A 15,160-nucleotide genomic window follows, 5' to 3' on the forward strand; every position below is an offset into this window, starting at 1 on the left:
GTGGCTCCTGTTCTCAGCCGCCTGCCGCGAGCTCGCGTTCGAGCACCTTGGGGTTGTCGCGCCAGCGCTCCAGCCACTCCTGCGCCACGTCGCCCGGATACACGTCCTCGACACCGTCGCGCAGCGCCTTGACGATGGCATTGGCCAGCGCGGTGGGCGCGAGCTTCGGCGGCGGTGTGTGCTGGTTCCACTCGTCGTCGATGGGGCCGGGAAACACGTTGATCACGCGGATGCCGGCGGGCCGCATCTCGGCGCGCAGGCACTGCGCAAGCGAATGCGCGGCCGCCTTCGAGGCGCTGAAGGTGCCGTGCGGCGGGAAGTTGCTGAGCGCGTAGATCGACAGCAGGTTGACCCAGGCCGTGGCGCCCGTCGCGCCGTCGGCCGAGCGGCCCTTGAGCGCGGGGCCGAACTCCTGCGCAAGGCGCAGCAGGCCGAAGTAGTTGATGTCCATCTCGGCCTTGGCCACGTCGGTGCCGCGGCGCGCGCCGATGCCGAAAGTGCGGTGGACCTCGGCGTTGTTGATCACGATGTCGACCTTGCCGCCGATGGAGCCCGCGAGCTCGGTCACCTGCCGGCCGTTGGTCAGGTCCAGCGGCACCAGCGTGACCTGAGGCAGCGCCGAGATGTCGTCCAGCCCCTCGCCCATCTTCTTCCACGGCTCGGCGTGGCCGACCCAGACGATGTCGGCGCCGGCCTTCACCAGCGCGCGCACGATGGCCTGGCCGACCTCGGTCTTGCCGTCGGTCACCAGTACCTTGCGGAACTTGGGGTCGCTGGTCATTTCACGCAGCATCTTGTCGTCGGCCATGTGGGGACTCCCTTCAAACGGAAAACCAATGAGGACGGCCTGGCCCGCGCGGTCGAGCCGGGCGCCCACGCGCACTCTTTGCGGCGCATCGCCGACCTCGCCATGCAGGTGGACCATGAGCGTCGGGCCGGCATCCAGGTGCACCAGGCCCAGCCGCCAGGGCAGCCTCTCGCGGAAGAACAGGTCGTTGCTGTGGTGCAGCGTGGTGCTGCCGAGCAGTTCGCCCTCGCCGCTCTGCGCACGCCAGCGCAGAGCAGCCGAGAGGCACTTGTGGCAGACCTCGCGCGGTGGGTACTGCACCGTGCCGCATCGGTCGCAGGTCTGCAGCTCGAAGCGGCCTTCGGCCGCGGCCGCCGTGAGGCCGAGCGCCACGCGGCCGCGCGCGCCGGGCGGCAGGTTCATCTGCCGGGTGCGCAGCACCGGGTTCTTGCGCGGGGGGCGCATCAGGGGCATCGTCATGCGGGTCTCCCGAGAATGACGGCGCCCGTACAGAGGCAGCGGTCGTAGGTCACCATGCCGAAGCCGGCGACGAGGCCCAGCTGCGCGTCGGGCACCGCCCGAGGGCCGGCCTGGCCGGTCAACTGGCGGATCGCCTCGACCATGCCAAGAAAGCCGCCCGCCGCGCCGGCCTGCCCGCCCGAGAGCTGCCCGCCGCTCGTGTTGTTCGGAAAGCTGCCGTCGAAGGTCATCGTGTTGGCCTGCACGAAGGCCGCGCCCTCGCCCTTCTCGCAGAAGCCCAGGTCCTCGAACTGCATCATCACGATGACCGGATAGTCGTCGTAGGTCTGCACGAAGTCGAGCGCGGCGGGCTGCACGCCGGCCTGCGCATACAGATCGTCGCGGTCCATGCGCCAGCCGCCCTGCACCATCACCGGATCGTCGGCATAGGCGTTGTGGCGCTCGATGGCGCCGCGGATCACCACATGCGCAAGACCGAGGTCGCGTGCACGCTCCTCGCTCATCACGAGGAAGGCGTCGGCGCCCGCGCAGGGCATCACGCAGTCGAACAGGTGGATCGGGTCCGAGATGGGCCGCGCGGCCATGTATTCGTCGAGCGTGAGCGGCTTCTTGAACATCGCGTTCGGATTGCCGAGCGCATTGGTGCGCTGGTCCACGCAGATGCGGCCGAAGTCCTCGCGCCGAGCGCCGTAGCTGCGCATGTAGTTGGCCGTGATGAACGCGAAGATCGAGTTGGGTCCGCCCGAACCGTAGGGATAGCTCGCATCGCGTGCGAAGTTGCTGAAGCTGCCCAGCGTCTGGCGGAAGGAGTCGACATGGTTGGTGTCGGCCCCCACGCAGGCCACGATGTCGGCATCGCCCGCCTGCACGGCGCGCGCCGCGCGGCGCAGGCACATCACGCCCGAGGCGCCGCCCGTGGGCACATGGTCGAGCCAGCGCGGCGAAAGGCCCAGGTGCTGCGTGACGCCCACGGCCGTGTCGGGCGCGAGCGAGAAGCTGCTGAGGCACAGGCCGTCGATCTGTTCCTTGGCCACGCCGCTGGCTTCGACCAGCGCCTCGATGGCCTGCCCGATGAACCAGTGCGCGGTGCGCGTGGAGTAGCGCACATAGGGCACGGTGATGGGCACGGCCACCGCGACGCCTTCGTAGGAGAGTCGTCGTTTCGTCATGCCTGCCTCTTCTTCATGGAGCGCGTGTCGATGCAATGGCCCTGGCCCGGCAGCGACTGCGCCATCTCGCGCAGCTGGCCGCGCTGGATCTTCTGCGACGGCGTGAGCGGCAATGCGTCGACGAAGGCGACATAGCCCGGCGCCTTGTAGTAGGCCAGCTGCGCAAGCGCATGCTCGACGATGCTGGCGGCGATCTGCTCGCGCTGCGTGGCATCGGCGACCTCCTCGCGCATCACGATGCAGGCCAGCACCTCGTCGCCGCGCACCGCATCGGGCGTGGCAGCCACGGCCGAGGCCTTCACCGCCGGGTGCTGGTTGAGCACGCTCTCCACCTCGACGGCCGAGATGTTCTCGCCGCTGCGGCGAATCACGTTCTTCTTGCGGTCGACGAAGAAGAAGTTGCCTTCGGCATCGCGGCGCACGAGGTCGCCGGTGTGGAACCAGCCATCGGCCCAGGCTTCGCGCGTGGCTTCGTCGTCCTTCAGGTAGCGGGAGAAGAAGTAGCGCTTCGGGTCGTCGCCGGCCGAGCGCACCAGCAACTCGCCCGGGGCATCGGTGCCAACGTCGCTGCCGTCCTCGCCCACCAGGCGGATCTCGACGAAGTCTTCCTGCCGCCCGAAGCAGCTCGTGCCCACGAGCCGCGGCTCTTGGTTGGCCATAATGCAGGCGGCCGCGCCGGTCTCGGTCATGGCCCAGGCCTCGACCAGCGGAAAGCCGAAGCGCTCTTCGAAAGGTGCGTGGTTCTTGCGGTCCACGCCGGCGCCGAAGCCCCAGCGGATCGCATGGTCGCGGTCGGCCGCCGATGCCGGTGCGGAAAGCAGCATCGCGGGCATCACGCCCAGGTAGTGGGCGATGGTCGCGCCGCTTTCGCGTGCGCTCGCGAGCCAGCTCTTCGGATGGAAGCGGTCGAGCTGCACCAGGCAGCCGCCCGCGACCAGCACCACCATGGTGGAGAAGGCCATCGCGTTCATGTGGTTGAGCGGCAGCGGCGTGATGACGCGCTCGGCGTCGCGCCGGATGCTGCAGACGCCGTCGAGCGCGGCATACCACTCGCCGGCACGCAGGAAGTAGGCGTTGCTCAGGATGCAGCCCTTGGGGCGGCCGGTGGTGCCGGAGGTGTAGAGCAGGCCGCATTCGGTGTCGATGCCGACAGGCTCATGCGCCCGCGGTGCGGCCGTCTTCGCGCTCGGCACCGCATCGTTGGGGCCCATGGTCTCGAAGGCCACACCGGCCTGTGCAGCCGCCGCGTGCAGGTCGGCAGCGCGCTCGGGCAGCGTCACGGCCAGGCCGATTTCGCTGTGGCCGATCAGGTAGGCCAGTTCGGCCGAGCGCATCTCGGCATTGATCGGCACCACGCTCGCGCCCAGCGCATTGAGCGCGAACCAATGGAAGAGAAACGCGGGCCGGTTCTCCAGCAGCAAGCCGACGCGGTGGCCGTGCCCATAGCCGGCTTGCGCATAGGCCGCGCGCAGGCGCTCGACCTCGGCCACGGCCTCGCCCCAGCGAGTGGCGCCGGCCGCAATGCCGTAGGCGGCCGCGGTCACCGATTCAGTGAACAAAAGCTCAGCCTCCGGCGTGCGCTCGGCAGTCGCTGCGAAAACTTGATGGACGGTGGCGTGTTGCATCGCGTCCCTAGATGAAAAGCTGCACGGCCGGCAGCGCCGCGTCGCAGTTGAGCAGGTTCACGCGCTTGAGCGTCATGCGCAGCGCACCGTCCCGCACGGTGAGGTGATGGAAGAAGGTGCCGACATAGAACTGCAGTTCGTCGCCCTGCGACTCGGTGTAGTGGAATCCGGTGCGCAGCACGAAGCGATTGCCCTCGGCGTCGAACTGCTCGACCACCGGCACCTGCAGCAGGTGATGGCAGCGGCTCGGCGGCTGCTGCGAAAACGCGCGCGGGCTCTTGAGCCGCTCGATGCGCAGTTCGCGCAGCAGCTTGTCCTCGTAGAGGTGCGAGGTGTGGTTGAGGCCGTCTTCCTGGTCGGGCACCAGCGGCACCCAGTAGAAGGCATCGTCGGTGAAGAGTGCGTTCCACTCCTCGTAGCGGCGGGTGTCGAGCAGGTGCGCTTCGTTCACGACGAAGTCGATCAGGTCCTGGCGGGTGACTTCGGTGCCGGCCATCACATCGTCTCCGTCATGCGCTGCACCCACGCGCGGTACTGGTTGCGCATCGGCAGCTCGTTGGTGCCGCCGGTGGTGATCTCCCCACCCTTCAGCTCCGACGGGTCGTAGTTGCGATGCAGGCTCACCCACTCGTTGCCGCTCGCATGCAGGCCGGCCTGCATGCCTCGGTAGGCCTGCAGGTCGTCGTGCCCCACCACCGAGAACGGCGAGTTGATGAGCCGGTTGTACATGGTGGTGCGCTGCAGCAGCTCGGGCGGTGCACCCTTCAGGCGGAAGGTCCAGCTCTCGATCAGCGTCCTGTCGGCCGAGATCGGCTTGACCACGCGGATCGCCTGGATCGCGCCCTTGATCGTGAGGTTCGGGTAATACACCGTGTTGTGCCGTGCCATGCCGAGGATCTGCGCGGTCTTTGCCTCGCCGTAGCGCGCCTTCATGGCGTCGTCGTAGGCCGGGATCGCCTTGTACTTGCTGTGGATGCTGAAGTGCACGCCCGTGAAGCTGTGGCCGTTGTCGTAGGTGCGGATGCCCATGTCCTCGAAGAACTTGTAGTCGGACATGAAGGGCGCGAACTGCTCCACCGCCATGGGCTTGGGTTCGTCTTCGGGCTTGTCGGCCCACATGCGCTTGGCGGTGCCGGCCGACGACTCGTGCGCCACCATCGGGTGCATGGTGTCGTTGAGGTTCTCGACGAACATCTTCCAGTTGCACTGGTGCATGAAGCGCAGGCAGCCGCCGGCGATTTCCAGTTCGCCCTCGGGCGAACGGTCGGCCATGTTGTCGATGGAGCTCAGCGAATCGCCGAAGTAGTCATCGAAGTCGGGCCCCGCATCGCTGATCTTCACGAAGATGAAGCCGCGGTGGCTGCGCACATACCTGAGCGTGGTCAGGCCCTTGGCCGATTCGCACTCGTGCAGCGCGGTGTTCTCGTAGCCGGTCTTGAGCGGAATGGCCAGCAGCGAACCGTCGGTCTTGAAGGTCCAGGCGTGGTAGGGGCAGCGGAAGAACTTGCCGGTGTTGCCGCAAGGCCCGTTCACCAGCCGCGAGCCCTTGTGGGCGCAGCGGTTCATCATCGCGCGCACGCTGCCGTCAGAGTGGCGCGCGACGATCAGCGGGCGGCCGGCGATCTCGTTGCTGATCCAGTCGCCGGGCTTGGGCAGCTGGCTCTCGTGGCCGACGTAGTTCCAGGTGTTGGCGAAGAAGTGTTCCTGCTCCAGCTCGAACAGCTCCTGGCTGGTGTACAGGTCGCGGTGCACGCGGTCGTCCTGGACCAGCGCGCGGATCGCATCGGGGTTGTCTCGGTACGAGGTCATGGTTCTCGTGGCTCCTCTTTCAGATGTCGAGCACCAGGCGCGCACCCTTGGCGCGCGAGATGCAGATCTGCATGACATTGCCTTGCGCCTTCTCGCGCGCGGTCAGCACGTAGTCGCGGTGATCGATCTCGCCTTCGAGCACGGGCACGGCGCACACGCCGCATTCGCCGCGCTTGCAGTCGAACATCGGGTCGCAGCCGTGCTCGATCAGGCAGTCGAGGATGCTCTGGCCGGCCGGCACGGTGAAGCGCTGGCCCGATTGGGCAAGCTCCACCTCGAAGGGCTGGTCGCCTTCTTCCGCGACCGGCTCGGTGAACAGCTCGAAGTGCACGCGGTCGTGCTCCCAGCCACGCGCCTGGGTGCGGGCCAGCACGGCGTCGAGCATGACCTTGGGGCCGCAGACGTAGAGGCGGTCGCCGGCGGGCACGCCGTCGAGCAGCGCGTCGATGTCGAGCGGCGCGCCGGCTTCGGCGTCGGCATGCACGCGCAGGTCGTCGCCGAGCAGCGCCTGCAGCTCGGGCAGGAAGGCCATCAGCTCGCGGCTGCGGCCGGCATAGTGCATGCGCACCGGGGCACCCTCGGCGCGGCGGCGTGCGGCCATGGTGGCAAGCGGCGTGACGCCGATGCCGCCCGCCACCAGCACCGAGCCGCCGGGGCCGGTGTGCAGCGGAAAGTCGTTCTTCGGTGCCTCGATGGCGAGCGTGTCGCCCTCGTTCAGTCCTTCGTGCATGAAGCGCGAGCCGCCGCGGCCCTCGGCCTCCTTGCGCACGGCAATCACGTATTCCGTCGGCGCATTGGTGGCGTTGCGCGCCGTCGCAAAGTTGATCAGCGAATAGTGGCGCCAGTCGGTCCTGCCGTCCGGCAGCGAGACCTGCACGCGGATGTGCGCGCCGGCCGCAAAGCCGGGCAGCGCGCGGCCGTCTTCGGCGCAGAGGCGCAGCATGCGAATCAGCGGATTGAGCTGGCGCGCTTCGGCAACGCGAAGCTGGAGCGTGGCGGTGGGAGCGGTCATCGTGCGTCCGTTGTCTCTTCAGGCCAATGCGTGCTGCGCCAGCGCAGCCTGCAGCTTGTGGCCGTGTTCGTCGGCAAGCGCCGCATCGCGCAGCTCGCGCAGCGTGGCTGGGGCCAGCGCCGCACCGGCGCGTTCGACCGCGCGCATCACGGTGTCGTAGTTGCGGATGCCGCGCTCGTGCGTGTCGCTGTAGCCCTTGACCAGGCGCTGGCACTGCGCGAGCTCGACGGCCAGTTCGGGGTTGCGCTTCGCGGTGGCGGCGATGCGCTGCAGCCATTCCTCGATGCGGCGGTTTTCCTCCGCGTAGCGCATCGTCGAGCGGCGCCAGCGCTTCATGGCCGCGACGGTGCGCAGCATCAGGTAGCCGCGCAGCGAACTGGTCTGGATCACGCGGCCGTGCTGCGTGAAGCGCTCGACGATCCTCTTCGGCAGCGTGGAATTCATGAGCCAGCGGCCGATGCCGCCCGGCAGCGTCTCGCAGATTTCCTGCAGGCGCGGATGCATGTATTCGTTGATGGCAAGCACCTGGCCGGGCTGCACGCGCGCTTCGCCGCGCACGCGCTCGAAGCGGGTGGCACGGGTCTTGAGCGCAGCCACGCGGGCCGTGTCTTCGTACGACATCCAGAGCGCCAGATGGCGCGCAGTCTCGCGCAGCAGCCGCTGGTCGCCATCGACCGGCAGCGCCGCCACGGCAGCCATGCGGTCGAGATACAGGCTGGCATAGGCCGCGTCCTGGTAGTCGATCAGGCGGCGCACGCCTTCGAGCAGCAGGCCGTGCGCCGCAGCAGGAAATTCGCGCTGCACACGCTCGACCAAGGCACGCACGGCCGGATGGCGCGGCTGCGGCGTTGGCATGGCCGCTGCCGCTTCCGGCGGCGCCTCGCCGTCGTCGCCGCCCTGCGCACGCGCAAATGCTGCACCAAAGGCCTTGAGGCTGGGCTTCACGCCGACGCCGCCGCGCTCGATGGTGGCCTCGAACTGCGCGCGGCTGAACGGCAGCACGCCCGAGCCCGCCAGCGCGCCGAACAGCACGGCGCTGATCACGCTGCCCGAAGCTTCGGCCGCCTGCGCCATGTCGAAGCGGATGAAGCGCTTGGCGGCCCGCGCGGTGTGCGCGAGCAACTGCGCGCTGTCGACGCGGCCGTCGCCGAGCGCGCTCTTCTCGGCAATGGAGAACACGCGGTGCGTGGATGCGATCAGCGTGGTGCGGTCGCTGGTGACGAGCCCGCGCTGCACCGCGCGTCCCGCCTCCATGAGTTCCGAAGCCAGCACCACGTCGACATCGCCCGGCAGCGGCATCAGCGCGAGCACGGGGCGGCCGCCATCCGCCTCGGCCTGCGCATTGGGATACAGCTCGACGTAGTAAATGGTGGCGCCGGTGCGCTGCGCCACGCCGGGCACCGAGGTGGTCTGCGCGACGTAGCCGTTGGCCTCGCCCATGTCGACGATCCAGTCGGCCAGCACGCCGCCGCCCTCGCCGCCCATGGCAAGGATCGCGATCTTGATCGGTTGCGCCTTGTTCGTCATCGCTTCAGAAGGCATAGGTTTCGCGGCGGCGCGCTTCGCCGCGCTGCAGCCAGCCGATAATGGCGGCGCGCAGGCGCTCGCGCAGCAGGTCCCAGCGGCTCGGGTTGCTCACGATCTGCGCCTTGTAGAAGGAGGGGCACAGCACCGCCGCATGCGAGACCTCGCCGCACACGCCGCAGCCCACGCAGCTGTCGAGCACGGTGGCCACCGGATCGGTGCGCAGCGGATCGGGGTTGGGCTTGATCGAGAGCGAGGGGCAGCCCGACAGGCGGATGCACGAGTGGTCGCCCGTGCAGGTGTCGGAATCGACGCCGAACTTCTCGCGCACCATGCGCTTGCCGTCGGCGATGGCCTTGCGCACCAGCGGCTTCTCGCGGCGCTGCTTGTTGAGCATGCATTCCGACTGCGCGATCAGCACCTTGGGGCCCTTCTTCGACGTGGTGAGCGCTTCTTTCAGCGCGTCGCGCATGCCGGCGACGTCATAGGTGCGGCGCAGCGTCTTAACCCATTCCACGCCCACCCCGCGCACCGCGCGCTCGATCTCGTGGCCGGTGCTGCGCGTCTTGTTGACGGCGTTCGACGAGAGGATGTCCTGCCCGCCCGTGGCCGAGGTGTAGTTGTTGTCGACGACGATGGTGAGGTTGTCGCTCTTGTTGAACACCGCGTTGGCCACGCCGCTGGTCAGTCCGTTGTGCCAGAAGCCGCCGTCGCCCATCATCGAGATCGCGCGCTTGCCTGCCGGCGCATTGAGCGCCGCCGCGCCGGCACCGCCCAGGCCGTAGCCCATGGTGGTGTTGCCGATGTTGAAGGGCGGCAGGATCGAGAACAGGTGGCAGCCGATGTCGGCGCTCACGTGGTGCGGACCCAGCTCGCGCTCGACCAGCTTCATCGCGCTGAAGATGGGCCGCTCGGGGCAGCCGGTGCAAAAGCCCGGCGGGCGCGCATGCACGACCTCGGCGAGCGCGGTGGACGGCTGCGCCGGCTCCGGCGCGGCATCGACGCCGATGGCCGCCACTTCCTTGAGCGGAATCACCTTGCGCACCGGCGCAGGCACCGGCAGCGGCGCGAGGCGCCCGTAGCGCTCGCAGAAGCTGCGCGCGCCCTTCAGCAGTTCGGATGCGGTGTACTCGCCGGCCACGGGCAGCATGTCCTTGCCATGCAGCGCGGTGGCCGAGCCGGCCTGCCGCAGGATGGTCGCGAGGTTCTGTTCGACGAAGTTGGGCTGGCCCTCCTCCACGATCAGCACCGCGCGCTTGCCTTCGCAGAAGCGGATCACCTCGCTCTCGATGACCGGGTAGGCCACGTTCATCACATAGAGCGGCACCTGCGTGTTGCCGTACACGTCGGCCAGGCCGAGCCGCTCGAGCGCGCGCAGCAGCGTGTTGTAGCTGCCGCCCTGCACGATGATGCCGATGTCGTCGGCGTCTTCGGAGAAGAACTCGTTGAGCTGGCGCTCCTCGATGAAGCGCACGGCCGCGGGCCAGCGGTCCCGCACCTTCTCCTGCTCGTGCACGAAGCTCGCGGGCGGCAGCACGATGCGGCCGACGTCGCGCTGCGGATTTTCGAGCGCGTCCTTCAGCGTGAACTTCGCGCGCTTGTTGTCGCCGGCAATGAAGTGGCCGTGCACATGGCAGGCGCGGATGCGCAGCTGCAGCATCACGGGCGTGTTGCTGGCCTCCGAAAGATCGAAGCCCTGCTTCACCGCATCGACGATGCTCGGCAGGTTGGGCCGCGGATCGAGCAGCCAGATCTGCGACTTCATCGCGAAGGCATGGCTGCGCTCCTGCATGATCGAGGAGCCCTCGCCGTAGTCCTCGCCCACGATGATCAGCGCGCCGCCGGTCACGCCGCCCGAAGCCAGGTTGGCCAGCGCGTCCGAGGCCACGTTGGTACCCACGGTAGCCTTGAAGGTGACGGCGCCGCGCAACGGGTAGTTGACGGAAGCGGCCAGCGTGGCGGCCGCGGTGGCTTCGCTCGCGCTGTTCTCGAAGCGGATGCCCTGCTCGGCGAGGATGTCCTGCGCATCGGCCAGCACATCCATCAGGTGCGAGATGGGTGCCCCCTGGTAGCCCGCCACATAGGAAACTCCCGATTCGAGCAAAGCCTTGGTGACCGCCAGAATGCCTTCACCGCGAAACACATCTCCGCCAGAAAGCCGCAGCTTCTTGACTTCTTCGACGAACGAACGCTCAGCCATGTCGGTCCTTGTTCTCTCTCGTGGGACGGTGCGTGCAAGCTGCCGCACCGTGCTTTCTATAATGTTGACAAATGAATGTATCCACAATCATGAATTACCCTAGACATGCAAGCAGCGTGCCCGCGGCTGGTTCGAGGCGCTTGGCCGTGAGGTGCCTCCATGGCCGAGCAACCTCCTGAAACACATCGCTTCGTCGACGACTACTTGCCGGCGCTGCTGGCGCAGGCCAGCCAGCTGATCTCCTCGGAGTTCCACGAGGTGGCGCGGCAGCACGGCTTCTCGGTGTCGGAGTGGCGCGTGATGGCCTCGCTCGCGGGCAGCGAGCCGATCAGCATCGGCCAGCTCGCGCAGGTGACGGTGACCAAGCAGCCGACCGTCACGCGGCTGCTCGACCGCATGGAGGCACGCGGACAGGTCGAGCGGCTGCCCCACGAGAGTGATCGCCGCATCACGCTGGTGCGCATCACGCGCAAGGGCCTGAAGGCGGTGGAGCACCTCATGGAGCTCGCGCGCGAGCATGAGCGGCGCGTGCTCGAACCCTTCGGCCTGCGGCGCGCCGAGGAACTGAAGCAGACGCTGCGGCAGATGATCGACCTGCACGTGCATGTGCCGGTCGAGGAGCCGGAAGAAGACTGAAGCGCCCCGCCCCTTGCGTACGGGGGGCGGCTAAGGCACCAGCACCGCGCGGCCGCGATGGCCGCGCTGCGCGATCCATTCGAGCGCGACGGCGGCATCGGCCAGCGCGAAGCTGCGCACCTCCAGATGCAGGCGGCCGTCGGCCAGCCGCGCGAGCAGTTCGGGCGCCGCGGCACGGCCGGCGGCTTCGCGCCGGAACATGTTGAGCGGCAGCAGCGCCACGTCGCGCTGCAGGAAGTGCGCAATGTCCAGCTGCAGCGTCGGGCCCGCGGTGTAGCCGATGAGCACGGCGCGCCCGCCGGGCCGCACGGCCGGCAAGGCCGCCGAAAGAACGCCGCCGCCGACCGTGTCGATCAACAGGTCCGCACTCGCAGGCGGCGCGGCCGCGGCGTCCGGATCGACCGCGCGCACGGTGCAGCCAAGCTCGCGCGCCAGCTGCACGGCGAGCGAGCCCACGGCGCCGCTCGCACCCGTGACCAGCACCTGCTCGCCGGCCTGCAGCTTCGCGACTTCATGCAGCGCCACCCATGCCGACGTGGTGGGCGAGAAGAACGCGGCGCCCACCGCCATCGGGAGCGCGTCGGGCAGCAGGCCCAGCGCCTCGTCGGGTGCATCGATCTGCTCGCACCAGGTGCCGTCGAACAGCGTGCCCAGCCCGCTGCCGCGCAGCCACACGCGCGCTCCGGTGGCAAAGCGCCCGCTGGCCACGACGATGCCCGCGGCCTCCACGCCCGGCGTGTAGGGCAGCGGCGGATGGCGCAGGAAGCTGCCGCGCCACACAGTGCGGTCGATGTGGCCGACGGTGGCGGCCTGCATGCGAACGATGGTGCGGCCGGCCTGTGGCACCGGGTCGGGCAGGTCTTCGAGCACCGGCACCGCGTCGAAGCCATGGATGCGGATGGCTTTCATGGGGGCAGCGCCGAAAGAAAGCCGAGCACCGCCTGCGCGAAGGCCTCGGGCATCTGGTCGGGCAAGGGGACCATGCCGCCTTCGATGTCGACGATGCGGGCCTGCGGCAGGTGGTGCAGCAGCTCCTCTGCATGCGGCGCAGCAAAGGGATCGGCGGTGGCGCGGATGATCAGCGCGGGCTGCGTCACGCGGCCGATGCGCTCTTCCATGCGGTAGGACGCGACGGCCCGGTGGCCCTCCTCCACGCGATGGCCGACCTTCAATGCATCGCGCACGAAGGCCTCGAGCAGATCGGGGCGGCCTTCAGGATAGAAGTCCTGGCGCCGCTGCCAGAGTGCCGCCAGGTGGCTGCCGTCTTCACTGGGCGCCACTTCGTCGATGGGCGGCCGCTCGGCCCTTGCGATGCGAAAGGCTTCGCCGGTGTATGGCGTGGACGACAGCACGAGGCTGCGCACACGGCCCGGAAACGCCGCCGCCAGCTCGACCGCAATGACGCCGCCCGTGTGGTGCCCCACCACGTTGGCCTGCGCAATGCCCAGTGCGTCGAGCAGTTCGCCCGCCACGCGCGCCCACTGCGCAATGCTCGCGGGCACGCCGCCGTCCGCCGAATCGCCGAAACCCGCGGTGTCCATGGCAACGGCGCGGTACCGCGCGCCGATCAGCGGCAGCACCTCGCGGTATTCGGCCCAGCTGCGCGGCGACTGGTGCAGCAGCAGCACGGCCGGTGCGCTCGCATCGCCGCACGCCGCGTAGTGCACCTGCCCCACCGACAGGTCGGCAAAGGCGCGGCGGATGGTCATGAGAGCGTCTCGCCGGCCGGCGCGCGCCACAGGCCCGCATGCTTCAACTCGCCGAGCGTGCGCGACAGCACGTCGCGCCGGTAGGTGGCGATGTCGCGGCCCTGGTAGTCGTAGAAGCCGCTGCCGCTCTTGAGGCCCAGCCGCCCTTCCTCCACCATGCGATCGACGATGGCCGGCGCGGTGTAGCGCCCCATGTCGATCGAGGCCGACATCTCGCGGCTCGCGTGGTGCAGGATGTCGCAGCCGCCGAAGTCGATGAACTCGACCACGCCGAGCGCGGCAAAGCGCAGGCCAAGGCCGTAGCGCGTGGCCTTGTCGATTTCCTCGGCGGTGGCGGCGCCCTCCTCGATCATGCGGGCCGCCTCGTTCATCACCAGCGCCTGCAGGCGCGGCACGATGTAGCCGGGCGACGCGCCGCAGACCACGGGCAGCTTGCCGATGGCCTCCATCAGCGCCTTGGTGCGCGCAAGCACGGCGGCATCGGTGCCGGGATGGCAGCTGAGCTCCACCACGGGAATCACATAGGCCGGGTTGAGCCAGTGCATGTTCAGGAAGCGCCCGGGCAGCCGCACCAGCGCCGCGAGCTGCGTCACGAGGATGCTGCTGGTGGTGGACGTGAGGATGGCGTCGTCCCTGCAATGGCGGTTGAGCTGCTCGAAGGCCTCGCGCTTGGCCTCCATGGTTTCGGGCACGCCCTCGAACACCAGCTCGGCGGCGGCCAGCGCTTGCGGCGCATCGGCGGCGCTCACGAAATTCACCCGGCCGGCAATCGGCTGGACCTGCGCCGCGTCGATCACGCCGAGCTGCGCCAGGCCTGCAAGGCTGGCTTCGATCTCGGCCTTCGCTTCGGCCTGCAGCCGCTGCCAGGCCTCGTCGCTGCGCTGGCGCAGGTCGACCAGCGAGATGCGGTGGCCTGCATAGGCAAAGGCGATCGCGATGCCGCGCCCCATGCGGCCCGCGCCAACGGCCGCGAAGCGGGGCGGCGACGCGCGTTCATTCGCCATCGTGCAGCCTCTCTTCGAGCTGCGCCGCGCTCAGATCGGCCAGGCCCAGGCTTTCGAAAGTGCGCGAGCCGCGCCGCAGGTCGCGGCCGAGAAAGCCGCCGACGATCGCCAGCAGGCCGTGCGCGATGGGCGCGTCCACCCCCGCATGGCGCGCGGCCGAGGCCAGGAAGGCGAGGCCGAGCTCGGTGTCCTCGGTGATGTAGCGGTGCGTGTGCAGGTCGATGTTCTCGCGCCAGTCGCCCGACTTGACGAGCTGCTTGTGCGCGTCGCCGTACATCCACTGGTCGTTGTTGTAGTGGTCGGCCAGCGGATAGTGCGGCGCGCGCTGCCCGAAGGCTTCGCGCACGGCCATGCGCTCCTGGTCGAGCCGGTCGGTCACGTCGCGCACGGCCCGCTGCGTGCCTTCGTTGTGGATGTCCCAGCGCTCGAAGTGCTGCAGCGGCGCGGCGTTCATCACCATCAGCGGCGGGTGGATGACCGGGCCGGCGTTCATGAGCGCACCCGAGAGCGCATTGCCGCAGCCATGCACCGCCGGGTAGGCGCGGCGGATCAGCTCGATGGCCTCGGCCTCCTTGCGCGCCGGGTAGACGCCGGTCGGCAGGCGGATGGCTCGGATCGTGACGTTCACCTCGCGCTCGCCATGCTTGCGCGCGAGGTACGGCAAGGTGCCGGTCTCGGCCCAGGCCACGTCGGCGCGGCTGCCGGCCTCTTTCACCGTCCTGGCCATCACATAGCTGCCGAAGGTGCCCGGCGGCAAAAAGACGACCTGGCCGTCGGCCAGGTGCGGCGCCATGGCCAGCGCGATGTCGTGCTGGGCGATGGCGGGCGTGGGAATGACGATGAGCTCGGCGCCCCGGAGCGCCGCGGCGATGTCGGCGGTGGCCAATGCCAGCGGCACCTCCCGCGCGCCATCGGCGTCCTTCAGCGTGATGGCGCCGGCCTGCACCACCGGCTCCAGCGCAGCTGCATCGCGGCGCCACAGGCGCACCTCATGGCCGGCTTCGGACAGGTCCGCGGCGGCCGCATAGGCGCCGTGGCCACCACCAAGAATCGCAATTTTCATGTTCGGACTTTGAAAGGCAGACGTCGATGAACCGGCAGCCGCGGTACGGACCGGGGGAAGCAATGCCTTATTACATTACTTTTCATCAGTTCATATGTCAATCAAGTTTCGCGCCTGTGGCCCCCGCGGAAACCCGCAATGA

At 68.9% G+C, this 15,160-nt stretch carries 13 protein-coding genes; 1 reads left to right on the plus strand and 12 read right to left on the minus strand.

Features of this window, described 5'->3' with window-relative positions; translation table 11 throughout:
* Positions 1–13: 13 nt before the first annotated feature.
* From VPA02S_RS05375 to VPA02S_RS05410, 8 genes are read right to left on the minus strand one after another with little or no spacing between them, the layout of a single operon-like run.
* Positions 14–1,267: an SDR family NAD(P)-dependent oxidoreductase gene (locus tag VPA02S_RS05375; RefSeq protein ID WP_062362639.1), complete on the minus strand. Its 1,254-nt coding sequence runs from the start codon at positions 1,265–1,267 to the stop codon at positions 14–16.
* Entirely contained in the window at positions 1,264–2,436 is a 1,173-nt protein-coding gene (locus tag VPA02S_RS05380) for a thiolase family protein (protein ID WP_062362641.1), read from the minus strand. Before VPA02S_RS05380 ends, VPA02S_RS05375 begins: the two co-directional genes overlap by 4 nt.
* Positions 2,433–4,061 carry an AMP-binding protein gene (locus VPA02S_RS05385; RefSeq protein WP_062362645.1) on the minus strand — a complete coding sequence of 543 codons (1,629 nt, stop codon included), beginning with the start codon at positions 4,059–4,061 and terminating at the stop codon, positions 2,433–2,435. Before VPA02S_RS05385 ends, VPA02S_RS05380 begins: the two co-directional genes overlap by 4 nt.
* 7 nt (positions 4,062–4,068) lie before the next feature.
* Positions 4,069–4,557, minus strand: a complete 489-nt coding sequence (locus tag VPA02S_RS05390) for an aromatic-ring-hydroxylating dioxygenase subunit beta (protein WP_062362648.1) — start codon at positions 4,555–4,557, stop codon at positions 4,069–4,071.
* Positions 4,557–5,870 (minus strand): aromatic ring-hydroxylating dioxygenase subunit alpha, encoded by a 1,314-nt coding sequence (locus tag VPA02S_RS05395; protein WP_062362651.1) that lies wholly within the window; start codon positions 5,868–5,870, stop codon positions 4,557–4,559. The genes VPA02S_RS05390 and VPA02S_RS05395 overlap by 1 nt, the downstream gene beginning before the upstream one ends.
* A gap of 19 nt (positions 5,871–5,889) precedes the next feature.
* On the minus strand, positions 5,890–6,882 hold the full coding sequence (locus tag VPA02S_RS05400; RefSeq protein ID WP_062362654.1) for a PDR/VanB family oxidoreductase: 993 nt from the start codon (positions 6,880–6,882) through the stop codon (positions 5,890–5,892).
* A gap of 18 nt (positions 6,883–6,900) precedes the next feature.
* Positions 6,901–8,409 carry an indolepyruvate oxidoreductase subunit beta family protein gene (locus tag VPA02S_RS05405; protein ID WP_062362656.1) on the minus strand — a complete coding sequence of 503 codons (1,509 nt, stop codon included), beginning with the start codon at positions 8,407–8,409 and terminating at the stop codon, positions 6,901–6,903.
* A 4-nt stretch (positions 8,410–8,413) separates the two neighbouring features.
* On the minus strand, positions 8,414–10,606 hold the full coding sequence (locus VPA02S_RS05410) for a thiamine pyrophosphate-dependent enzyme (RefSeq protein WP_062362659.1): 2,193 nt from the start codon (positions 10,604–10,606) through the stop codon (positions 8,414–8,416).
* A gap of 159 nt (positions 10,607–10,765) precedes the next feature.
* Between VPA02S_RS05410 and VPA02S_RS05415 the strand changes: the two genes are divergently transcribed.
* Positions 10,766–11,242, plus strand: a complete 477-nt coding sequence (locus VPA02S_RS05415) for a MarR family winged helix-turn-helix transcriptional regulator (protein ID WP_012746632.1) — start codon at positions 10,766–10,768, stop codon at positions 11,240–11,242.
* Between the two features lie 30 nt (positions 11,243–11,272).
* Here VPA02S_RS05415 and VPA02S_RS05420 read toward each other — a convergent pair whose 3' ends face one another.
* Genes VPA02S_RS05420 through VPA02S_RS05435 form a run of 4 tightly spaced genes read right to left on the minus strand, consistent with a single transcriptional unit; the run spans position 11,273 to position 15,018 of the window.
* Complete coding sequence (locus VPA02S_RS05420) at positions 11,273–12,151, minus strand: quinone oxidoreductase family protein (protein ID WP_062362661.1); 879 nt, start codon at positions 12,149–12,151, stop codon at positions 11,273–11,275.
* Positions 12,148–12,951, minus strand: coding sequence for an alpha/beta fold hydrolase (locus VPA02S_RS05425; RefSeq protein WP_062362664.1), 804 nt, complete (start codon positions 12,949–12,951; stop codon positions 12,148–12,150). The genes VPA02S_RS05420 and VPA02S_RS05425 overlap by 4 nt, the downstream gene beginning before the upstream one ends.
* Positions 12,948–13,955, minus strand: coding sequence for a 3-hydroxybutyryl-CoA dehydrogenase (locus VPA02S_RS05430; RefSeq protein ID WP_062362667.1), 1,008 nt, complete (start codon positions 13,953–13,955; stop codon positions 12,948–12,950). Before VPA02S_RS05430 ends, VPA02S_RS05425 begins: the two co-directional genes overlap by 4 nt.
* The gene (locus tag VPA02S_RS05435; protein ID WP_062362670.1) at positions 13,945–15,018 is read right to left on the minus strand and encodes an NAD/NADP octopine/nopaline dehydrogenase family protein; all 1,074 of its coding nucleotides are present in this window, start codon (positions 15,016–15,018) and stop codon (positions 13,945–13,947) included. Before VPA02S_RS05435 ends, VPA02S_RS05430 begins: the two co-directional genes overlap by 11 nt.
* Between the last annotated feature and the right edge of the window lie 142 nt (positions 15,019–15,160).

The sequence above is a fragment of the Variovorax paradoxus NBRC 15149 genome, assembly GCF_001591365.1.
Classification (GTDB): Bacteria; Pseudomonadota; Gammaproteobacteria; order Burkholderiales; family Burkholderiaceae_C; genus Variovorax; species Variovorax paradoxus.